The following is a 20,686-nucleotide window of genomic DNA, read 5'->3' as shown; positions in this document are numbered from 1 at the left end:
CATGGTCTCGCGGGTGATGGTCGCAGGTCTGGCCGCGCTTCTTTGCGCCGCAGCAGGCTGGGTGTACCTGCAAAAACCCAGGTCTCTGTCAGCCGACGACCTTGCCGCGATGTACCAGTCGCCGCTGCCCGCGCCGGACGGTCCGCTAACTGTGTTCCACCTCGGTCATTCGCTGGTGGGTCGTGACATGCCTGCGATGCTGGCGCAGATGGCAGGCCACGACCACGCGTCCCAACTTGGCTGGGGCACGCCGCTCAGGGCGCACTGGGACCCGGATGAACCGATTCAGGGCTTTGAGACCGAGAACGCGCATGCCCATTACCGTGATGCCAAGGAAGCGCTGGAAAGCGGAGAGTTCGACACCTTCGTACTTACCGAGATGGTCGAAATCGAAGCTGCCATCGACCATTTCGAATCTCCAATCTACCTGGGGAAATGGGTGAGGGCGGCGCGCGAAGGCAACCCGGACATCCGGACCTTTCTGTATGAATCCTGGCATGACCTGAACGATCCTCAAGGCTGGTTGAATCGACTCGATCTTGATCCTGCCCGATACTGGGAAGGCGTACTTCTCGCGCAAGGGATGGCCAACCTGCCAGAGGGCGGGCCGGTCTACGTGATCCCCGCCGGGCGCGTCATGGCCGAACTGGTGCGCAGGATCGAAAACGGCCCCGGTGTCGATGGGGTGACATCGCGCGACGACTTTTTCGTGCGGCTGGAAGACGGATCGCTTGATACGATCCACCTGAACGATCTGGGGGCCTATCTTGTGGCTTTGACCCACTACGCGGTCCTTTACCAAAGGTCCCCGGAAGGTTTGCCCAGACAGTTTGACCGCGCGGACGGGACACCGGCGAACGCTCCGGGGCCGGAACTGGCAAAGCTGATGCAGGCCACGGTCTGGGATGTTTCCTCTGGATTGACAATCACGGGAATTCCGCGGGATTAGACGGGCGTGACCGTGTAAATACCCGAAAGGAAACGGGTTGTTTCCGCATTTCGCGCTCTTTTGATGTCGCAATTTCGCCTTCATTTGACTAAATTATGTCTTGTCCAAGGCGGTGCGTCACAGTTTCCACCCACGATTGGACAAGGCGGGGGCCTTGGTACTGGAGCTGAAGCGTGCTGTACTTTCAGTCGTTCGAAGAGGTCTTCTCGGCGCTCAAGAGGCGTATGGGTCTGATTATCCTGATCACATTGGTCGGATGTGTCGCATCCGTCATTTTCGCACTCACCCGCCCGCCGCTCTACAACGCGATCGCCGTTGTTCAGATCGAAGATGCTCAGGTCGCCAGCACGAACTCGACCCCCGGTGCCGCTGAAGACCCGCGCTCCAGTCTCGATGCCCGCCGGACCGTCCGCCTGATCGAACAGCGCGTGATGTCGCGCGGGTCTCTGGTCGAGATCATGGACATGTACGACCTGTTCAACGAAGACCCCAGCATGACACTGACGGAACGGCTCGACGCGATGCGCCGATCGGTGATGATCAACGCGATCCTGTCGGGAGAGGCCTGGCAACCAAGCCAGTCGGTCTCGGGGATGGTGATTGAAGTCAATCTGAACGAGGCGCAGAAGGCGGCTGACGTGGCCAATGATATCCTGGCCCGCGTCATGGAAGAAGCCCGCGCGCGCAGCGTGGACCGCGCGCAAGTGGAGCTGGAATTCTTCAATGTCGAGGAAGCGCGCATCCGTGAAGAAATCATTGCAGCCGAAGCCGTTGTTGCGGATTTCAAGTCGGCAAATGCCGACGTGCTGCCTTCGAACATTTCGGTCCTTCAGGGAGAACTGACAACGTTGAACGGGTCGCTGCTGACCCTGAGACAGCAAATCCTGAGCCTTGAATCCAGCGGAAGTCGCGTGCGGCCAGAATCGCTCGAGCGCCAGACGTCCGTTCTCGAAGACCAGATCGGCCTCATCGAAGGACGCATTTCCGAGATCAACGCATTGCTCACACGCGCCCCGACAGTCGAGCGCGAGTTGGCGTCGCTCGAACGCGAACTGACGCAGCTCAATGAACAGTTCACGGTCATTTCGCGCCGCAAGGCCGATGCGGAGATGAGCCAGAGCCTCGAGGAACAGCGTCAGCTTGCACGGTTCGAGGTCCTCGAGCCCGCCATCGTGCCGGTCTACCCGATTTCCCGCAGCAAGCGCTCTGTCGCCATGATGGGGGGCATTGCAAGCGTGATGCTGGCTGTCGGCGTGGCCTTCCTTCTCGAGATCAGGAACCCCGTGATCCGGAATGCGGCCCAGATGGAACGTATCCTGGGGGTGCGTCCGGTGATCTCGGTGCCTGTCATCGAAACGGGGGCGTCACCGGTCAAGCTGAAGAAAAAGGGCAACGGGACCAAATTCGGGCTGGGGGTCGTCATTGCGCTGCTTCTCGGGCTGATCGGACTGATTGCCAAACCGGTCGCCGAGATGCTGGGCTACAGCCTGACACCGCGGAACGCTCAATAGGCGTAATCGCCGTTTTCCTGGATTTCGGCCTTGTTCAGAACGACTCCGAGCAACGGAATGTTCTTGCCCAGCCGATGCTCGGTTTCCTTGATGTCGCTCGCCTTGGTCATACCGCCGCCAGCGACAATCAGCAGGGCGTCGATATGCGGACGGATGGCGATCACGTCGTCGTTCAGCAGGGCGGGGGGCAGATCGAACAGCATCACATCCGGATCGAACTTGCGCTCGATCTCCTGAAAAACCTGCTCGGTCGACGGGTCCTGCAGCAACTCTGCCGCATAAGGCTCGACGATCCCGTTGAACCCGATGGCCACATGCGACCCGGCGGAAATCGAATTCTCCGCGAAGCCTTGCAGGTGCCGCGCAGGGGAAATCCCGCCGCGCAGCATGTCTCCGATGGAACCGGTGTCCGTCACCCCGAAGATCTTGTGCAGACTCGGGTTGCGCATATCCAGATCAAGCAAGACCGTGCGGCAGTTTTCCTGGCGCGACAAGCTGATCGCGAGGTTGGCCGATGTAAACGTCTTGCCGCAATCCTTGGTGGGCGATGTGATTGCGACACGTTTCCAGCCGTTTTCAGCCAGCGCCTGCAGCATGCGGGTCCGCAAAATGTCGAACCGAGTATGTGACGGATCCTGACGCAGCGCGGTGATCACGTTCTGTTTTGCCAGCCTTTTGACGTCGATGGGGAAACGGTCCAACGCTGACCAAACCGCTTCGGAGTCGTGCACCGGCCGCGCCTTGGGAGCGCTGGCCAGAACCAGCGGCGATTTCGGTTTGGGACGCTCGGAAAGCGGTGCCCGAATGGCTCTGACACTGCCTGCTGATGGCGCGGTTTGTGGTTCGGTCTGGCGCAAGCGCTGCGCTTCCGTTGCCGCATCGCGCGCCCGTTCCGCTTCGAGATCTACCTGGCGCACCTGTTCCGCTTCGAGTTCGGCTGCGCGCGCCCGCTCAGCTTCAAGCTGTGCCTTGCGTTTCAGCAGCGCCTCTTTCTTGGAAAGAAGTGCCTCGATCTCTGCTTCGGACTGGTCTGGTGCCGCGTCGATTTGCGCTTTCTGGGCATCCAAAGACGCTTGGGCCCCGCGTCGCTTGCGACGCTGGAATTTGGGCTGCTCGGTCATGTCTCAGCCTCGTTGCGCGGCATTGTCACCTTCCGTGTTTGTCTTGCGCGGTCTTCACCGCGCCTTGACGGTATCGCTGGGCAATCTGTCAGGAATACGTCCGATTTGCGGGGATTGTTGATCAATTCGTGGCGATCAGAACCCGAACAGATTGGCTTTTCCGATTGCCGCGTCGATGAATTTCGCCTTGTCCGCCTCCGGGGCCCAGCCCAGTTCCCGCTTCGGCTTCGTATTCACGAAGGGCGACAGGTGTGCCCGGCTTTTCCAGTCAGCCAGCGACGGACGCGTCAAACCGCGTCGCCGCAGCGCATGGACCTTGAGCACATGCTTCACGGCATCGGCCGCCCAGAACAGGGTCAGGTTGCCGGTGCTGACCCGAACTCTGGCACCCAGCGCCTTGTGGATTGCATCGAAATAGCCCTTGCCCGACATCATCGGTTCGCCGATCAGGTTATAGCTTTGACCCACCGCGTCCGGATGCTCGCCCATCAGGATCAGCCCGTCCGCCACATCGTCTATCAGCACAAAGGGCAGGATGTTCAACCCGTTGCCCCAGATCCGCACCGCGCCCGCGCCGTGCCAGCGCCCGATGCCCCAATGCTGCAAAGGCCCGCCATGGCCCACCACGATCCCCGGGCGTGCAATGACCAACGGCAACCCGTCGCGGCGATACATCTCCATCAGCCGCTTTTCGCATTCCGCCTTGGACCGCGCGTACATGTTGCGGTCGCTCATGTCATCCGGGAACGGCACGTCTTCGGTGATCCTCTGGAGCGGCGAAGACATGTCATAGCTGGCGATTGTCCCGGTATAGACCAGCCGTTTGACCCCGGCTTCCTGACAGGCTTCGGCAATCCGCACGGCCACGCCGACATCATGCTTCAGCGCCTCGTCCCAGGTGCCTTCCAGTGACCGGGCCAAGTTGTAGACCACGTCGATTCCCTGCATCGCCTCGACCAGTGCGGCCTTGTTGTAAAGTGATGCGCCAACCGTTTCCACCTCGTCGGGCAGGTCAGGGAAGGGGCCGTGTCTGCCCCGGCTCAGGACGCGGACATCCTGCCCCTTGGCGACCAGGGCGCGCGTCAGCGACCGGCCGATGAAACCGGTTCCACCGATCACCATCGCCGTGGGCTTGGGATCACGTGTCCTGGCTTTCGGTTCCGCCGGCTTGAGATCCGCTTCGGGAATCATGGCCAAGGCCTGATCCAGCGCCGTCATCACCTTGACCGCGCTTGCGCCCGAGAACCGGGCATCCGGGTCCCTGTCCTTGCGAAGCGCGCCATAAATCGCCGCATCCATGCCTCGAAAGCTGAGCGCATAGGGCGACTTGCGGTTCAGCGAGGCGACCTGCGTGATCGTGTTGCCGACCCCTTCGCGAAGGTGCTGCCAACTCAGGTCCAACTGCCGCCGCAGCGGGTTCAGCACCAGATCGGAGGCATTTTCCCGTTCGACCACCAGCGTGTCGGCGGCGAAATCCAGCCGCGCCCGCCCGGACGATCCGCGCAGCGTCAGGGACCGGTCGTCAATGGTCTCGACCATCGAGATGGTCAGCATCACATCCACATCGCCAGCCTGCGCCATGATGCGCCAGGCTTGATGGCGGGTGTCGTCGCCCGGAAGGTCAACGGGTTTGGACAGTTGCACCGACTGGATATCCGGCAGCCCGAACAGATCGACGATGAACCCCATCAGATGCGGCCCGAGTTCGAGCAACAGGTTCTTCGGTTCGCGCAGCAGCCAGATGCCGAACGGCCCCGACCGCAGCGGCGCCAGCGGCAGACACCAATGCACTTCGGCCACCGACACGCGGCCCAGTTCGCCCTTGGCCAGCATGGCTTTCAGCCGATCATACGAGGGCAGGCCCATGAAGTTGTGGCCCGCGTGAAACCGCACGCCGTGGTCTTGCGCCACCGCTTCGATCTCGGCGGTTTCCGCAGCCGTGGTCGCAACCGGTTTCTCGACAAGCACGTGCAAGCCGCCCTTCAGACACTCGATCGCCAAGCCGTGATGCAAATGCGGTGGCGTCAGGATATGCACCGCATCGCAGACGCGCGCCTCGATCAGATCGGCGACATCCGCAAAGACCCGCGCGCCCAACCCGTCGGCCAAAGCCTTGGCAGCGGCCCCAGACGGGTCGCATACGGCGGTGATCTCGACCCCGTCGGTGGCCCGCAGCGCGTCTGCATGCCAGCTGGCGATATACCCGGCCCCGATCAGGCCAACGCGAATTTTCGAAGACGCCATACGTCTCAACCCCTTACTTGTATTCGATGATGCGCATCTGCGCGTGTCTCAGGCGCCGCCAGTGATAGCGGATCATGCCAATGACATTGGGAAACTTCGACAATGTCAGGAACACCGCGTGACTGCGCGCTTCGTGCCCGGGGAGCCCCGAGGATTGCAGGCCACGCATCGTTTTCAGATAGGACAGCACATAGAGTCCGAGAATCAGTACCGGCACGATCGGCGATGCAAGCGCACCGAAAACGGCAAGCAGCGGCAGCAGCAATCCGTAGAACAGGACGCGCTGACGTTCGGTCACGAAATAATCCGGGTGGATGTGTCCGACCTGCGCAAACCCGTGGCCCGTGCGCTCGGCCCGCCGCCACCATTGCGAGAATCGAAGCCTGCCGCCATCATGTTGCGACATGGGCTCGCCGATCCGGAACAGGCGCCATCCTGCCTTGCGCAGACGTGTGCAGAACTCGTCATCTTCGGCAGCAATGACGGTGGGATCGAACCCTCCGACCTCTTGAAACGCCGAAACGCGCACCATCATGTTGCCGCCGCACGCGTGGATCTCGCCCTCGGGGCGCTTCCATTCGAAATCGGAAAGCTGGTTGAACACCGTCGTGTCACGATGCAACTCGGATTGCAGCCCGGTCACAAGGCCAAGATCCGCCTCGGCGCGCAACCGGATAAAGCCTCGCTCCAACCAGTCCGCCGCCATGGTGCAATCGCCATCCAGGAACTGCACGGCCTCCGGCGACGCATCATGCGCCATCACCGCGCCGAACCCGGCATTGCGCGCCCGGGCCGCCGTGAACGGCAGAGACATATCGAGATCCACGACCTCTGCGCCCATCCTGCGCGCCGTGGCGACGCTGTCATCGGTCGATCCGCTGTCGACATAGATCACCCTCCGCGCCTGAGGCAGAACCGAGCCGAGGGATTTCACGAGCCGCTCTCCCTCGTTACGACCGATCAGAACAACATCAACACTCATCACTTAGGTCCTTCAACTGGGCGCAGCCCGGGATCCGCCTTGTTGCCGGCATGGGCAAGGATCAGGTGCGACAGCCATCGCGCTTCCTGCGCGGCATCATATTCCGCCATGACTTTTTCACGCCCTGCTGCACCATAGCGCGCGCGCAGGGCAGAATCAGACAACATCGCGTCCAGTGCCTGCGCAAAAGCCGCCATATCACCCGGCGGGACAAGCCGCCCGGTCACGCCATCCTCGACAAGTTCCGGCACACCGGCAATGCGCGTGGTCAACACGGGCACCTGCGCCGCCATCGCTTCCATAAGGACGACAGGGACACCCTCGGCAAAGCTGGGCAGGACAAACACATCCGTCTGGGCCAGTTCCGCGGCCACTTCGGCCTGCGACCTGTATCCAAGGAACACCACCCGGTCCTGCAATCCGCGCCGCGACACCTCGGCCTCGAGCGTCTTTCGGTCGGGACCGTCGCCCACCAGCCGAAGCGTCAGGTCAGGGTAGGTCCGTGCCAGCTGCGCCATGGCCTCGATCAGGATCGGCACACCCTTCACGGCGGCCAAGCGCCCGACAAACAAGGCCCGCAGGCCCGCATGTTCCGGTCCGGGCGCGTATCGTAACGGGTCCACGCCGCAATGCACGATGTGCAGCTTGTGCCAGTGGTCCGAATCCGCAAAACACATGAGCTGCGAGCGGCAGAAATGGCTGATGCAGGCGACAAACGCGGCCCGCGCCGCCTTTTCGTCGATCCGCCAATGGTGCGGTTCGAAAAAGATGTCCGGCCCGTGGATCGTAAAGCTCCAACGAAGCCCAGAAAGCGCGCCCGCCAGCATCGCCACAGTGCAAGAGGCCTTGGCGATGTGGTTGTGCAGATGGGTCACGCTTTCGTCTGTCAGCTTGGCGGCAAGCACGCCCGCCTCGATGAAATAGATCAGGTTGTAGAGCCTGCCCTTGATGCCTTTCGGCGCGCTCTGCCACGCCAGGGACAAGGCCGACAGGTAACGCCCCGGCGTCTTCATCCACCGCCAATGCGCTCTGAGCACCGTCGCCGGGTTGCGCATCGCATCCAGCACCTTGAAGGTGCGCGCATGTTCCTCGCGCTGCTCGGGTCCGACCAGGTGCTCGGCCCCCGTGGTGCGGATGGAACAGGTCAGGACCTCGTGGCCAAGACTGCGAAGGTTGGCGACCTCCCGTTGAATGAAGGTGTCGCTCGCGCGCGGGTATTCCCCGGTCAGATAGGCGATCCTGGGCAGGCTCATGCGGCATCTCCCCAAGGCGGCGCAGGGTCCGGCCAATCGTCGGAGCCGGGAGCCGGATCAAGGTCATAGAGCATCGGCATGGCCCGCTGGCGAAGCACCGATTCCCGCAAGAGACCGGGCAGCCTTGAGGATATCGGGCGACAGATGCGCGCGAGGGCGTTCAAGACCTGCACCGGGAAAGGCACAACGACTTTCGGCCAGCCGGATCGGCGCAAGGCGGCAATGACCGCGCCTCGGGTTGGCAGGGTCTTGTCCAGCACGGCAAAACCGCCATCGACCCGACCCAGCGTGGCCTGAACCAGCGCGGCTGCACAGCGGTCGACATGACACATCGGAAGCGGGTCATCGTCGCCGATCCGAAACAGGACCGGACCAAGGCCGATCCCGAGATGCGCGTTCCACAGCCGGCTTGAATCGTACACGATGCCCGGTCGCAGGATTGCCACGCTGTCAAGACGGGCCTGACGGGCAAGCCGTTCCTGCCGAACCTTCGCGTCGGAATAGGCGTCGCGCGACATGCCCGGACTTTCCAATGGGCAGGCGTCGGTCAGAACTCCGCCGACCGGCACCTGGCTCGTGTCGTATACGGCAATGGAACTGGCCAGCGTCAGGTGACCGACACCGGCTTGGTGCATGGCCGCGATCACCCGCTCGGTACCGGCGAGGGTCAGCCGCTTGTGCGCGTCAGGATCGCCGGACATGGCGGCGGCAAGATGGATGACGGCATCGCACCCCGCCAGCGCATCAACCAGCGCCGGCACCGCCTCCTGTACGGTCAGATCGACCGAAACGTACGACACCCCCGTACGGTCCGCGCCGGGCGCGCGTTGGGCTGCCACAACCTCCAGCCCCGCGTCCAGGGCCGCTTTGACGGTGGCGTCCCCGATGAACCCGGACGCCCCGGTGATCAGGACCCGCCTCACATCGCCCATGGCATCGGCTCCATCGGGTCGCAGCCTGTGGTCATCGTCTGGGCGCCGGATGTCTCGCCGGCGTTCTGCATCGCCAGTGTGACCTCGGTCATATGCAAGGCGAAATCGTTCGACAGGCGCGACGGGCGGCCCGCGCGGATCGCCTCCAGCATCTCGGCCGGTCCCAGCATGAAATTCATCGCGGCGGCGCCCCAGCGTTTGACCTTGGGATGGGTCGGCTGGGACAGCTTGAGCGCCTTCGGGAACGGCGATTCCATCAACCGGCGGCGGATCGTCAAGCGCTTGGCAAAGGTCACCTTGGCCGAATTGTCCCAGGCTGCCTTGCAGGCCAGCACGCCATCATCGCCGATGATGCGGATCTGGTGATCATGCGGCGCGACGATGGAGCAGGTCAGGCGGGTCATCGGACCGTTCTCGAAAAACAGCGTCGCCACAGACAGGTCGGGCGCAAATGGCCCCGTGCCTTCCTTGTCCGGAATGGTCTGTGCCGATGCCGCGACCACGGTGCGCACCGATCCGAACCACGAGATCAGCCAGCCAAGATAGTAGCCCGCATGCTCCAAGGTGCACCCGACGCGGAACTCGTCCTCGAATGGCCAGGGTGCGCCGGACTCCGAGATCCATTTCTTGTAGGCGGCCTGCGGAACGAACCCGTCATCGAGTTCGGCATAGATCGCGCGCGGCGTGCCCGCGATACCGGTGCGCAGGGCATGGCCGAGGGTCTGAGCAGCTTCGCCCAGAACGCTGCATGGGGCGGAGGCCAGCATCAGACCTGCCGCGTTCGCCTTGTCGTGCAGGCTCTTGGCGTCCTGCAGCGTCATCGCCAGGGGTTTTTCCGAATAGGTGTGGCACCCGGCATCGAGACAGGCCGAATTCACCTCGAAATGTGCCGACGGATTGGTCAGGTTCAGTACCACACCGTCGCGCGGATGCCGGTCGAGCAATTGCTCCAGCGTGTCGACGGCGGGCACTTCCCAGAAATCGCAGAACTGCCTGAGCCGAGCGGGATTGTGGTCATGCACCCCTGCGACAGTGATCCCGTCCATCGCCTGAAGCGACCGCATGTAAAGGTCGGCAACGAAGCCGCAGCCGATGATCGACACGACCCCCATCAGCAAGCTGCCCCCAAGGAGGCAAGCCCGCAGAAGGGCCCGCAGAAGGGGCCGCGGAAGAAACGAGGCTGTGGCTGCGTCACGGGTCTGCTCTTGGTCCTGCACAGGTTTTGGCGCGTTAAATCATTCAATAGTGGTCATAATTCGACAAATCTGGATTTTCTCGCGGCATCGCAGCGTATTCTTTGTAAGATGTCTTGATTTTGCAGCGCTTCCGCCCCGTTTTGGCCCAATGACACCACTAGACAGATCCCACCAGGCAGAGCAGGAGGTGCTGATGCGCTTTTGGGGTGAGGCGTATGACCTGACGGTCAACGTGCCGGACTGGGTGGCGTTGGAACGGCAGATCTCGGCGAGGCTGCGCGCGGGCGAAGGGTTTTCGCTGGCGACGATCAATCTCGATCACCTGGTCAAGCTGCGCGAAGATGCCCGCTTCCGAGACGCCTACGCGGTGCAGGACCTGATCGTGGCGGATGGGAACCCGATCGTCTGGATGTCTAAGCTGGCGCGGCGCAACGTCGAACTGATCCCCGGTTCGGACGCGATCCTGCCCCTCACCCGTATGGCCGCCGCGCAGGGCAAGACCATCGCGCTGGTGGGCAGCACGGACGATACGCTTGCCGCCGCCAAGTCTTTTCTGGAAGGCGAGGTGCCGGGAACCCGCATCGTCGCCACCGTCGCGCCGCCCATGGGGTTCGATCCCTCGGGTCACTCTGCCGACGAGGTGCTGAACGCGCTTGACGCGGCGGGGGCCGATATCGCGTTTCTTGCGCTGGGTGCGCCGAAACAGGAACTGTTCGCGGCCTATGGTCGGCGGACGCTGCCGTCCGTTGGCTTTGTCTCCATCGGCGCAGGGCTCGACTTTTTCGCGGGCTCGCAAGCGCGCGCGCCTAAATGGGTGCGGGCCATCGCGATGGAATGGCTCTGGCGTGCCCTGTCGCAACCCGCGCGACTGATCCCGCGCTACGCCCGGTGCTTTCGGATCCTGCCCGAAGAAATTGCCCACGCCTGGCAACTGAGGTCCGGGTTCAAGGCCGGACGCCCCGCTCCGGAACGCGACTGATCGTCATTCCAGCCGGTGCACACGGCCTCCGGCGGCATCGGCATCGGCATGGTCGTGTGTCACCAGCAGGACCGGCAATCCCTTGGCGCGCGCCTGCTCGAACACTAGCGCGCGGATCTTGTCGCGACGTTCGGTATCGAGCCGGGAGAACGGCTCGTCGAGCAAAAGCATCTTCGGCCCGGACAAGAGCATCCGCATCAGCGCCACCCGTGCCTTCTGACCCCCCGACAGGGTTTCCGGATCGCGGTGAAAAAAACCGCCCAGCCCGATCTCGTCCAGCGCCGCTTCGATCCGGCGCATCCGTTCGGCGCGGCCCTTGACCCTTGCCCGAAGCCCGAAGGCAAGGTTTTCGCCCACCGACAGGTGTGGAAACAGCAATTCATCCTGGAACAGGATACCGACCTGCCGCGCCTCGGGGGCCAGGTCGGTGATGTCCGTGCTGTTGAGAATGACGCGACCGGTCACCTCGAAGCCGGGATCGAGCGTGCCGATGATGTAGGACAGCAGCGTGGACTTGCCGGACCCGCTTGGCCCCATGACGGTCAGGACTTCGCCCGGTGCGACATGGTCCGAGATGTCGACAAGCGTGCGCCCGTCGCGGCGGATCACCACGCCGTCAAGGGTCAGTCCGGGATCAGGCATGTCGCAACCCCCTGCGATTGCGCCAGACGATGTCGGGTACGAACACCGCCACCGCAAACGGAAGAAAGGCCGCGGCGGTCTGGCTGAGCGCATAGACCGCAATCACCCGCCGGTCACCCCCCGAGGCCAGCGCAACCGCTTCGGTGGTCAGCGTCTGCACCCGCCCCGCCCCGGCCAGGAGCGTTGGCAGGAATTGCCCGATCGAAACCGCAAAACCCACCGCGGCGGCGGTCAGGATCGGGCGAAGCAGCATCGGCAGCCGCACCCGCCAGAGAACCCCGTCGCAGCCCGCCCCCAGCGCCCTCGCGACATGGCCGTAGCGCGAATCCCAGGCGCGAAACGGGTCGGCCAGCGACAGGAAAACATAAGGCAGCACGAAGATGACATGCACCGCGATCACGGCCGTCCGGTTGCCATCGATCCCGGTGAAGATGGCCAGCGTCTGCAATCCGGTCAGAAAGGCGATCTGCGGAACGATCAGCGGCACATAAAGCAGCCAGAGCGCCCGCGAACTGGGCTTCAGGCCGTGACGTTCCTCGGCCTCGAGGCAGGCGAGTGTCAGCAGGAGCGCGATCAGCGTCGAGACCGACGCGATGATCAGGGTTTCGGTGATGACGGGCCAAAGGTTCATGGCGTGGCGCATCCATGTACGTGTTGTGAAACCGCCGGGCAGCAGGTCGGGAAAGCTCCAGAACCCGGCAAAGGACCAGACCAACAGGCCAAGGATGCCAAAGACAATGGCGCTGGCGCTGAGGATCGCGGCGGTCAGGGACAGCGCCTTGATGCTGCGCGTCGCGCCGCCGCGGGTGCCCGAGGTGACCCAGAGGCGCCCCAGACGGGCGATCGCGACCTCGGCCAGTCGCCACAGGATCAACGTGCCGATGACCAGCGCCAGTTGCCAGACAGCCGCAGCCGAGCCGAGGAAGCGCAGGCTCAGGTCCGGGTCGTTCATCCATTTGAGGATCTGCACCGATAGTGTCGAAGGCGTTGTCGGCCCAAGGATCAGGGACACGTCCACGACCGTCATGGAGAAGGCGAGCACCGCGTAGACCGGCAGCCTGATCTGCGCATAGACACGCGGAAAGACGGTTTTGAACCACGCTGTGACGGGCGGGTATCCCAAGGCCAGTGCGGTATCGCGGGTTTGCGTCGTGCGGATCTGGGTCAGTGCCGCAAGCGTCATCAAGAGCAGGAACGGCACTTCCTTGACCACCAGTCCCGCGATCAGGGACAGGCCCAGCGGGTCTTGCAGGATCAGCAGGTCAGGCGGTCTGTCCCATCCGGTCAGCCAAGGCGATGTGGCCCGTGCGATCCATCCTGACGGTGCGATCAGGAAGGCCAGACCAAAGGCCGCGGCAGCATGGGGCACCGACAGGAGCGGCGAGAGCATGCGTTCGATGATGCGAAAGGCCCGCGATCCGCTCCACGCCGCGCAGATGAGGGTCACCAGCAGCAGGGACAGAGCGGTGGCCGCGACTCCCGTGGTAACGCTCAGAACGCTGGCGCGGGTGACCCCGGGCCAGTCGAACAGCAAGACAAAGGCATTCAACCCGAACGAGTCGCTGCCCAAGGCCGGCAGATACCCGAAAGCCGGCACCAATGTGCCCAGGACACCGGCCACCACAGGACCCACCATGATCCCGAGCGTGAGAAGCGGCGCCCAGGGCAGGAACCGGGACCGCGCCGTCGTTGTCTCGCAGCGTGACGGCACCTGTCGCGCCTATTGCGCGACGCCGTACCGATCGGTCCAGTCTTCCTCGAGTCTGACCATCCAGCTTGGATGCGGCTCGGACAGGGTCGCGCCAAGCTCTTCGGGCGGCAGGGTGGCGATGCCCAGTTCCAGCGCGTCGAACCGCGCGCGGTCGTCCTCTGACAGCTTGGCAAGGTCCAGAACGGTGCTCAGACCCCAAACCTCGGGGTCCTGCATCATCGCCTGCGCCTCGGGCGACATCATGAAGTTCGCAACCACCATCGCCCCCGCCTTGGCGTTGGCATTATAGGGGATGGCGACAAAGCTGGCATTGCCGATGGACCCGGCATCCATCACGAAGCTGCGCACGCTGTTCTGCAACTGCCCGTTGGCGATCGCGTTGCTGGCCTCGTTCGGGTTGAAGCTGATGGCAAGGTCGATCTCGCCATCGGCCATCAACTGGATCTGGCGGGATTCGTTCTGCGGATAGGCGCGGCCCGACCGCCAGAGGGTCGGCGAAAGACCGTCAAGGAAGGCCCAGAATTCGGCAGTCGCCGCCTCGTAATCCGCCTCGTCAACCGGCGCTTGCAGCACCGACACATCCGGCACGAATTCGATCAGCGCCTGCTTGAGAAAGGTCGAGCCAAGGAAATTCGGCGGCTGCGGATAGGTGAACCGCCCCGGGTTGGCGGCGGCATAGTCCGCCAGCGCCTCCATCGTGGTCGGCGGCGTGTCAAGTCGCGCGGTGTCATAGTAGAACACCACCTGCGCCATGCCCCACGGGGCCTCGAGCCCATCCGTGGGCACGGTGAAATCAGAGATCACGGCAGGTTTGCCCTCAACATCCACATTGGCCCAACTGGGCATTTCCTCGACCCAGGGACCGAACAGCAGGTCCTGCCGCTTCATCGCGGCGAAGTTCTCGCCGTTGATCCAGATCATGTCGACCGCGCCGCCTGCGTCCTTGCCTGCGGTCTTTTCCGCCAGAACACGGCTGACCGCCTCGGCGGTGTCCGACAGCTTCACATGCTCAAGCGTCACGCCGTACTCTTCGCCGACCCGGTCTCCGATCCAGCCAATGAACGTGTTGATCGTGTCAGACCCACCCCAGGCGTTCCAGTAAACCGTCTGGCCGCGGGCCTCTTCGGTGACCGCCTCCCAGTTCGAGGGGTCGGGCTCGGCAGCGGCTGCAACAGCGGTGAAGGTGGCAAGCGTGGCGGCAAGAAATCTGCGCATGAATCGATGTCCCGAATTTTGGAGGCCGGACGCCTCGGATTTTTTCCGTTGAAAGCAGCGTTACCCGCTCCCGGTCAAATGACAAACAGGTGTTCAAGATTTCAGTGTACCCGCGCGGTTTGGCCCGCTATGGCCAAGGCCGACCCTGCTCACCAAGGCCGAGTGATGATCGACGCCACCCTCCTGCCGCTTGTCCGACGCGCCCTGGATCGTCCCGCGCGCAGTCTGGTCGCGTGCGGGGTCGGCGCCGATCAGATCACGGTCTTGGGATTTTTGATCGGAGTGCTGGGCGTGCTGGCCCTGTGGATGGGCCTTTTCTGGACCGCGCTGGTCTGTCTGGCGCTGAACCGGCTGGCGGATGGTCTCGATGGCGCCGTGGCCCGCCTGACGCAGCCCACGGATCGCGGAGCGTTTCTCGATATCGCGCTCGACTTCATGTTCTACGGCCTGTTCCCACTGGGCTTTGCACTGCTCGACCCCGCCACGAACGCGCTGCCGGCGGCTGTGCTGATCTGCAGCTTCGTCGGCACCGGATCGAGCTTTCTCGCCTTCTCGATCATCGCCGAAAAGCGCGGGATCCTGTCTGACGCCTACCCGACCAAGGGCATCTACTACCTGGGCGGTCTGACCGAAGGCACCGAGACCATCGCGCTTTTCGTCGCCATGTGCCTTTTCCCCGCAGCCTTTCCATGGCTGGCGTTCACCTTCGCCGCGCTTTGCGGGATCACGACCCTGACGCGGTGGCTGGCAGGCTGGCGAATGCTGGGCTGACGCTTTCCCGTCTTCTTCTCTTTCCAAATATGCCGGGGGGTTTGGGGGGCTGGCCCCCCAACGGGTCGGACCGCGCAGGCGGGTCGATCAAAGGTCAAACGCGCCCCCTCCACATCTTGCACCACCTCTGCTACACGACACCCAAGACCGGGCCGAGCAGAGGACACCCCATGACCACCCCGAAACCTGTCGTTCTGACCATCCTCGACGGCTGGGGATTGCGCGACGATCCGACCGCGAATGCGCCCAAACTGGCGCAGACGCCAACCATGGATCGCCTGATGGCGAGTTGTCCCCATGCGACGCTGATCACGCACGGGCCCGATGTGGGGCTGCCGCGCGGGCAAATGGGCAATTCCGAGGTCGGACACACCAATATCGGCGCGGGGCGCGTGGTTGCGATGGACCTGGGCCAGATCGATCTCGCGATCGAGGATGGCAGCTTCTTCGAGAACACCGCGATCCACGACTTTGCCAGGACGGTCAAGGACGCCGGAGGTCGGGCGCATCTCATGGGCCTTGTCTCCGATGGTGGGGTGCACGGGCATATCAGCCACATCAAGGCGGCGGTGAAGATGCTCACCGACCAGGGCGTGGACGTGGTGCTGCACGCGATCACCGACGGGCGCGACGTGGCGCCGACCTCGGCCAAGGGGTTCATCGCCGATCTGAGCGACAGCCTGCCGGATAATGCAACCATCGGCACCGTCATCGGGCGCTATTTCGCGATGGACCGCGATACCCGCTGGGACCGGGTGGAACGCGCCTACAACGCGATGACGCTCGCGCAGGGCACCCCAGCCGATAGCGCGCTGCACGCGGTCGAAGACGCTTATGCCAAAAACCAGAACGACGAATTCATCGAACCCTGCGTCATCGGCGATTACAGCGGTCTGAACAGGGGCGACGGGGTCTTTTGCCTCAATTTCCGCGCCGACCGGGCGCGCGAAATCCTTGCGGCGATCGGCGATCCCGATTTTCATGGGTTCGTCCGGGACAAGCCGGAGCTGTCCGGACTTCTGGGCATGGTGGACTATTCCAGGTCGCACAGTGCCTACATGACCACGGCCTATCCCAAGCAGGAAATCCGCAACACGCTCGGGGAATGGGTCGCCAGACATGGGCGCACCCAGTACCGTTTGGCCGAGACCGAGAAGTATCCGCACGTGACCTTCTTTCTCAATGGCGGGCAGGAAACCCCCGAAGAGGGCGAGGACCGCTTCATGCCCAAGAGCCCGAACGTGGCGACATACGACATGCAGCCCGAGATGTCGGCGGATGAAGTGACAGGGAAATTCGTCGCTGCGGTCGAGGCGGGCTATGACCTGATCGTCACCAATTACGCCAATCCCGACATGGTCGGACATACCGGAGATCTGGACGCGGCTATCAAGGCCTGCGAGGCGGTGGATGCCGGCTTGGGCAAGGTTCTGGCCGCCGTCGGAAAGGCCGGAGGCGCGATGATCGTGACGGCCGATCACGGCAATTGCGAAACCATGGTCGATCCCGACACCGGCGGGCCGCACACGGCGCACACGACCAATCTCGTTCCCGTGGTGCTGTTCGGTGGACCCGAGGGCGCCACGCTTGCCGATGGCCGTCTGGCCGATCTCGCGCCGACGCTGCTCGCTCTGATGGGGCTGCCCCAGCCGGACGAGATGACCGGGCAGAGCCTGATCCGCACATGAGGCTTGTGGCGTTTCTTCTTTTGTCGATCGGCGCTCCGCTGGCGGCCCAGACGCCTGCCGAGGCGGCGCGCGCTGCGATGGCGCAGCTGGAAGAGGCCACGGTCAAGCTCGACGCGGCGGAGTCGGCGCGCGACCGGGTGCGTGCCCTGACCGAAGCGGTCAAGGCGTTCGAAACCGGGCTGGCGGCGATGCGCGACGGGTTGCGGGCGGCGTCCATTCGCGAAACCGAACTGCGCCGCACCCTTGATGCCCGCGATGGCGAGGTGACGCGGCTGCTGGCGGCGCTGTCGGCGCTGGGTGGAACGGCCGGGCCGCAAAGCTTCGTGCATCCCGATGGCCCCATCGGCGCGGCGCGGGCCGGTCTCTTGATGGCCTCGGTGACACCTGCCCTGTCCGACGCGGCGGCAGGGCTGCGCGCCGATGTCGAGGAGGCCACGGCGCTGCGCCAGTTGCAGCAGGACGCCGCCAACACGCTGCAGGCCGGGCTGGCCGATATCCAGACCGCCCGTACTGCCCTGAGCCAGGCGATGGCCGACCGCACCGATCTGCCGCTCAAGTTCACCGAAGACCCGGTCCGGACCGCGATCCTGATCGGTGCGACGGAAACGCTCGATGGGTTTGCCGCCGGTCTGAGCCAGATTTCCGAAGACGAGGCCGATCTCGATCTGCCCTCGGCGCGGAACCGCAAAGGCGCGCTGCCCCTGCCCGTGGCGGGTGAAATCCTGCGCCGCGCGGGTGAGACCGACGCGGCGGGGATCACCCGGCCCGGTGTCCTGATCGCCACGCGCCCGCGTGCGCTTGTCACGACACCCACCGCCGCGACGATCCGCTACAGGGGGCCGCTTCTGGATTACGGGCTGGTCAGCATCCTTGAACCCGAACCGGATATTCTCTTTGTCTTTGCGGGTCTCGACACGGTATTCGGAGAAACCGGCCAGGTCCTGCCCGAAGGCAGCCCTGTCGGTTTGATGGGTGGACCCAAAGGTGTACCCGACGATATTCAATCACCTTCCGGTGAAAGGGCTGGCGAAGCGCTGTCCGAAACGCTCTATATAGAAGTCAGATTTGGCGACATGCCAGAGAACCCCCTTGGGTGGTTCACAGAGGATAAGGGAACAACCGAATGAAAAAACTCGTCATGGCGGCCATCGGTGGCACACTTGCCGGCATCGTGGCCACGACCCAGTTCGTCGGCCCGCTGGTCGCGCAGGAAAGCGCCCGCACGACGAATGTCTACGAACAGCTCGATCTGTTCGGCGACATCTTCGAACGCATCCGCGCGCAATATGTCGAAGAGGTTGACGAAGGCGACCTGATCGAGGCGGCCATCGACGGCATGCTGACCTCGCTCGACCCGCATTCCAGCTATCTGTCGCCCGACGATGCCGCCGACATGCGCGTGCAGACGCGCGGAGAGTTCGGCGGCCTGGGGATCGAGGTCACGCAGGAAGAGGGGTTCGTCAAGGTTGTCTCGCCGATCGACGGCACGCCGGCCGATTCCGCAGGCATCGAGGCTGGCGACTTCATCACCCATGTCGATGGCGAATCCGTTCTGGGTCTGACCCTTGACGATGCGGTCGACCTGATGCGCGGCCCGGTCGGGTCCGAGATCATCATCACCGTGGTACGCGAAGGCGAGGCCGAACCGTTCGACGTGTCGATCATCCGGGACACGATCACCCTGACCGCCGTGCGCACCCGGCTTCAGGGCGACACGGTTGTCCTTCGGGTGACCACGTTCAACGACCAGACCTTTGCCAACCTCGAAGAAGGTCTTGCAGAACAGGTCGAGGCGGCAGGCGGCATGGAAAATGTCGAAGGCATCGTGCTTGACCTGCGCAACAACCCGGGCGGTCTGCTCAACCAGGCGATCCGCGTCAGCGACGCATTCCTCGAAGAGGGAGAGATCGTCAGCACCCGTGGCCGTCAGCCCGAGGATGGCGACCGCTACAATGCCACGCCGGGCGACCTTGCCGATGGCAAGCCGATCGTCGTTCTGATCAATGGCGGTTCTGCCTCGGCCTCCGAGATCGTCGCCGGTGCGTTGCAGGATCATCGCCGCGCCATCGTCGTCGGCACCAAGTCATTCGGCAAGGGGTCGGTCCAGACGGTCATGCCGCTGCGCGGCGACGGCGCGATGCGTCTGACCACCGCGCGGTATTACACGCCGTCGGGACGGTCGATCCAGGCGCTGGGCGTGTCTCCCGATATCGTTGTCGCGCAGCCCCGCCGCCCCGAGGCCACGGAAGATGAGGAAGAGGAATCGAACGTCTTCAATCGCTCCGAAGCCGACCTGCGCGGTAGCCTCAACAATGACAGCCTGAGCGAGGACGAGGTCCAGCAGATCGAAGACGACCGCGCCAAGGCCGAAGCCGCTGCCGCGCTGCGCGAAGAGGATTACCAGCTGGCCTATGCCATCGACATCCTCAAGGGCCTGACCGCGCTTCAGCCGTCGAGAGACTAGGACCACCACGTGGCGCGGGGTTTGTCCCGCGCCGCGATTTCGCAAAGGCCCCCGAATGACTCCCGAAGAGATCGCCCGCCTGCCATACCGTCCCTGCGTCGGGGTCATGCTGCTGAACCGTGAGAACAACGTCTTTGTCGGGCAGCGCATCGACAACCCCGGCCCGGCCTGGCAGATGCCCCAGGGGGGCGTCGACAAAGGCGAAAACCCCCGCGATGCCGCGTTGCGCGAATTGTGGGAGGAAACCGGCGTCACGTCGAACCTCGTGCGGATCGAGGCGGAAACCAAGGACTGGATTCCCTACGACCTGCCGCCCGACCTTGTCGGAAAGCTCTGGAAAGGCCGCTACCGGGGACAGGAACAGAAATGGTTCCTGATGCGGTTCAAGGGCACCGACGACCAGGTGAACATCGCGACCGAGCATCAGGAATTCAGCCGCTGGAAATGGATGCAGCCGGACCAGATCATCAACAACATCGTGCCGTTCAAACGCCATGTCTACGACCGCGTTCTGGCGGCTTTCCGGGACCATCTGTGATGCGGCTTGCGGTGGCCCTGGCCGTGGCCGTCGCGCTGGCGCAACCGGCCCTGGCGCTCAGCTGCATGGCGCCCGACATCGCCCGTGACTATGCAAGCGCTGCCCAGTCCGATGACCGCTACATCATCGTCAAGGGCGACCTCTTTCTGGATGAAACCGCGTTGCCGGATCGGGTGGGCCAAAGCCAGACCTCCCGGCACGACAGCCGTGACATTGCCGGGTGGCTTGCCGGACATTCGCTGACCCGCGACGGCTTTGCCAAGCCCTTCGAGCGGGACGTGATCCTGCGCGTGTCCTGCGTCGGACCGTGGTGCGGGGGCACCGTCAAAGGCGAACACCTGGCGTTTCTCAAACAGGAGGATCAGCACTGGGTGATGCAGATCGCCCCGTGCCCCGGCATGACCTATGCCGACCCGACGCAGGAGCTTGAAGAAACCGTTCTCGCCTGCATCCGTGGCGAGACCTGCACCAGAGACTGAGCTGACGCGTG

At 63.7% G+C, this 20,686-nt stretch carries 18 protein-coding genes; 9 read left to right on the top strand and 9 right to left on the bottom strand.

The window, feature by feature from the left end; all coding sequences use genetic code 11:
• The first annotated feature begins 1 nt into the window (after position 1).
• Both LCF60_RS02665 and LCF60_RS02660 read left to right on the top strand, forming a co-directional pair.
• Positions 2-949 (top strand): hypothetical protein, encoded by a 948-nt coding sequence (locus tag LCF60_RS02665; RefSeq protein ID WP_292289472.1) that lies wholly within the window; start codon positions 2-4, stop codon positions 947-949.
• 173 nt (positions 950-1,122) lie between these two features.
• Complete coding sequence (locus LCF60_RS02660; RefSeq protein WP_292289471.1) at positions 1,123-2,460, top strand: Wzz/FepE/Etk N-terminal domain-containing protein; 1,338 nt, start codon at positions 1,123-1,125, stop codon at positions 2,458-2,460.
• Here LCF60_RS02660 and LCF60_RS02655 read toward each other — a convergent pair.
• From LCF60_RS02655 to LCF60_RS02630, 6 genes are all read right to left on the bottom strand, one after another.
• Positions 2,454-3,581, bottom strand: coding sequence for a P-loop NTPase (locus LCF60_RS02655; RefSeq protein ID WP_292289470.1), 1,128 nt, complete (start codon positions 3,579-3,581; stop codon positions 2,454-2,456). The two genes, LCF60_RS02660 and LCF60_RS02655, sit on opposite strands and share 7 nt — an antisense overlap.
• Before the next feature lie 135 nt (positions 3,582-3,716).
• Entirely contained in the window at positions 3,717-5,825 is a 2,109-nt protein-coding gene (locus LCF60_RS02650) for an NAD-dependent epimerase/dehydratase family protein (protein ID WP_292289469.1), read from the bottom strand.
• Between the two features lie 13 nt (positions 5,826-5,838).
• Positions 5,839-6,807 (bottom strand): glycosyltransferase family A protein, encoded by a 969-nt coding sequence (locus LCF60_RS02645; RefSeq protein WP_292289468.1) that lies wholly within the window; start codon positions 6,805-6,807, stop codon positions 5,839-5,841.
• Entirely contained in the window at positions 6,807-8,060 is a 1,254-nt protein-coding gene (locus LCF60_RS02640; protein WP_292289467.1) for a glycosyltransferase family 4 protein, read from the bottom strand. Before LCF60_RS02640 ends, LCF60_RS02645 begins: the two co-directional genes overlap by 1 nt.
• Positions 8,057-8,992 (bottom strand): NAD(P)-dependent oxidoreductase, encoded by a 936-nt coding sequence (locus LCF60_RS02635; RefSeq protein WP_292289466.1) that lies wholly within the window; start codon positions 8,990-8,992, stop codon positions 8,057-8,059. Before LCF60_RS02635 ends, LCF60_RS02640 begins: the two co-directional genes overlap by 4 nt.
• Positions 8,980-10,104, bottom strand: coding sequence for a Gfo/Idh/MocA family oxidoreductase (locus tag LCF60_RS02630; RefSeq protein WP_292289465.1), 1,125 nt, complete (start codon positions 10,102-10,104; stop codon positions 8,980-8,982). Before LCF60_RS02630 ends, LCF60_RS02635 begins: the two co-directional genes overlap by 13 nt.
• A 277-nt stretch (positions 10,105-10,381) precedes the next feature.
• Here LCF60_RS02630 and LCF60_RS02625 point away from each other — a divergent pair, with 277 nt between their 5' ends.
• On the top strand, positions 10,382-11,167 hold the full coding sequence (locus LCF60_RS02625) for a WecB/TagA/CpsF family glycosyltransferase (RefSeq protein ID WP_292289464.1): 786 nt from the start codon (positions 10,382-10,384) through the stop codon (positions 11,165-11,167).
• 3 nt (positions 11,168-11,170) lie between these two features.
• Here the strand turns inward: LCF60_RS02625 and LCF60_RS02620 are convergent, their stop codons facing one another.
• The 3 genes from LCF60_RS02620 to LCF60_RS02610 form a co-directional block, all read right to left on the bottom strand.
• Positions 11,171-11,809 carry an ATP-binding cassette domain-containing protein gene (locus tag LCF60_RS02620; protein WP_292289463.1) on the bottom strand — a complete coding sequence of 213 codons (639 nt, stop codon included), beginning with the start codon at positions 11,807-11,809 and terminating at the stop codon, positions 11,171-11,173.
• Positions 11,802-13,445 (bottom strand): ABC transporter permease subunit, encoded by a 1,644-nt coding sequence (locus tag LCF60_RS02615; RefSeq protein ID WP_292289561.1) that lies wholly within the window; start codon positions 13,443-13,445, stop codon positions 11,802-11,804. Before LCF60_RS02615 ends, LCF60_RS02620 begins: the two co-directional genes overlap by 8 nt.
• An 84-nt stretch (positions 13,446-13,529) precedes the next feature.
• Complete coding sequence (locus tag LCF60_RS02610) at positions 13,530-14,735, bottom strand: ABC transporter substrate-binding protein (protein ID WP_292289462.1); 1,206 nt, start codon at positions 14,733-14,735, stop codon at positions 13,530-13,532.
• Between the two features lie 165 nt (positions 14,736-14,900).
• On the opposite strand from LCF60_RS02610, the gene LCF60_RS02605 reads away from it, so the two are divergent.
• From LCF60_RS02605 to LCF60_RS02580, 6 genes are all read left to right on the top strand, one after another.
• Positions 14,901-15,506, top strand: coding sequence for a CDP-alcohol phosphatidyltransferase family protein (locus LCF60_RS02605; protein ID WP_292289461.1), 606 nt, complete (start codon positions 14,901-14,903; stop codon positions 15,504-15,506).
• A gap of 170 nt (positions 15,507-15,676) precedes the next feature.
• A complete protein-coding gene (gpmI, locus tag LCF60_RS02600; protein WP_292289460.1) occupies positions 15,677-17,194 on the top strand; it encodes a 2,3-bisphosphoglycerate-independent phosphoglycerate mutase in 1,518 nt (505 codons plus the stop codon).
• The gene (locus LCF60_RS02595; RefSeq protein ID WP_292289459.1) at positions 17,191-18,321 is read left to right on the top strand and encodes a peptidase M23; all 1,131 of its coding nucleotides are present in this window, start codon (positions 17,191-17,193) and stop codon (positions 18,319-18,321) included. The genes gpmI and LCF60_RS02595 overlap by 4 nt, the downstream gene beginning before the upstream one ends.
• Positions 18,318-19,658, top strand: coding sequence for a S41 family peptidase (locus tag LCF60_RS02590; protein ID WP_292289458.1), 1,341 nt, complete (start codon positions 18,318-18,320; stop codon positions 19,656-19,658). Before LCF60_RS02595 ends, LCF60_RS02590 begins: the two co-directional genes overlap by 4 nt.
• A gap of 55 nt (positions 19,659-19,713) precedes the next feature.
• Positions 19,714-20,196 carry an RNA pyrophosphohydrolase gene (locus LCF60_RS02585; RefSeq protein WP_292289457.1) on the top strand — a complete coding sequence of 161 codons (483 nt, stop codon included), beginning with the start codon at positions 19,714-19,716 and terminating at the stop codon, positions 20,194-20,196.
• On the top strand, positions 20,196-20,675 hold the full coding sequence (locus LCF60_RS02580) for a hypothetical protein (protein WP_292289456.1): 480 nt from the start codon (positions 20,196-20,198) through the stop codon (positions 20,673-20,675). Before LCF60_RS02585 ends, LCF60_RS02580 begins: the two co-directional genes overlap by 1 nt.
• Positions 20,676-20,686: the final 11 nt, after the last annotated feature.

Origin of the sequence: Marivita sp., assembly GCF_020055635.1 — a bacterium.
GTDB lineage: Bacteria > Pseudomonadota > Alphaproteobacteria > Rhodobacterales > Rhodobacteraceae > Marivita.
Note: the sequence above shows the minus strand (reverse complement) of the source record. Positions and strands in the feature narration are given on the sequence as shown.

Bases quoted from the DNA above. Each gene is read 5' to 3' on its own strand.
- LCF60_RS02665 (WP_292289472.1), top strand. From the start codon at position 2: ATGGTCTCGCGGGTGATGGTCGCAGGTCTGGCCGCGCTTCTTTGCGCC.
- LCF60_RS02655 (WP_292289470.1), bottom strand. From the start codon at position 3,581: ATGACCGAGCAGCCCAAATTCCAGCGTCGCAAGCGACGCGGGGCCCAA.
- LCF60_RS02650 (WP_292289469.1), bottom strand. From the start codon at position 5,825: ATGGCGTCTTCGAAAATTCGCGTTGGCCTGATCGGGGCCGGGTATATC.
- LCF60_RS02645 (WP_292289468.1), bottom strand. From the start codon at position 6,807: ATGAGTGTTGATGTTGTTCTGATCGGTCGTAACGAGGGAGAGCGGCTC.
- LCF60_RS02640 (WP_292289467.1), bottom strand. From the start codon at position 8,060: ATGAGCCTGCCCAGGATCGCCTATCTGACCGGGGAATACCCGCGCGCG.
- LCF60_RS02635 (WP_292289466.1), bottom strand. From the start codon at position 8,992: ATGGGCGATGTGAGGCGGGTCCTGATCACCGGGGCGTCCGGGTTCATC.
- LCF60_RS02630 (WP_292289465.1), bottom strand. From the start codon at position 10,104: ATGGGGGTCGTGTCGATCATCGGCTGCGGCTTCGTTGCCGACCTTTAC.
- LCF60_RS02625 (WP_292289464.1), top strand. From the start codon at position 10,382: ATGCGCTTTTGGGGTGAGGCGTATGACCTGACGGTCAACGTGCCGGAC.
- LCF60_RS02620 (WP_292289463.1), bottom strand. From the start codon at position 11,809: ATGCCTGATCCCGGACTGACCCTTGACGGCGTGGTGATCCGCCGCGAC.
- LCF60_RS02615 (WP_292289561.1), bottom strand. From the start codon at position 13,445: ATGGTGGGTCCTGTGGTGGCCGGTGTCCTGGGCACATTGGTGCCGGCT.
- LCF60_RS02610 (WP_292289462.1), bottom strand. From the start codon at position 14,735: ATGCGCAGATTTCTTGCCGCCACGCTTGCCACCTTCACCGCTGTTGCA.
- LCF60_RS02605 (WP_292289461.1), top strand. From the start codon at position 14,901: ATGATCGACGCCACCCTCCTGCCGCTTGTCCGACGCGCCCTGGATCGT.
- gpmI (WP_292289460.1), top strand. From the start codon at position 15,677: ATGACCACCCCGAAACCTGTCGTTCTGACCATCCTCGACGGCTGGGGA.
- LCF60_RS02595 (WP_292289459.1), top strand. From the start codon at position 17,191: ATGAGGCTTGTGGCGTTTCTTCTTTTGTCGATCGGCGCTCCGCTGGCG.
- LCF60_RS02590 (WP_292289458.1), top strand. From the start codon at position 18,318: ATGAAAAAACTCGTCATGGCGGCCATCGGTGGCACACTTGCCGGCATC.
- LCF60_RS02585 (WP_292289457.1), top strand. From the start codon at position 19,714: ATGACTCCCGAAGAGATCGCCCGCCTGCCATACCGTCCCTGCGTCGGG.
- LCF60_RS02580 (WP_292289456.1), top strand. From the start codon at position 20,196: ATGCGGCTTGCGGTGGCCCTGGCCGTGGCCGTCGCGCTGGCGCAACCG.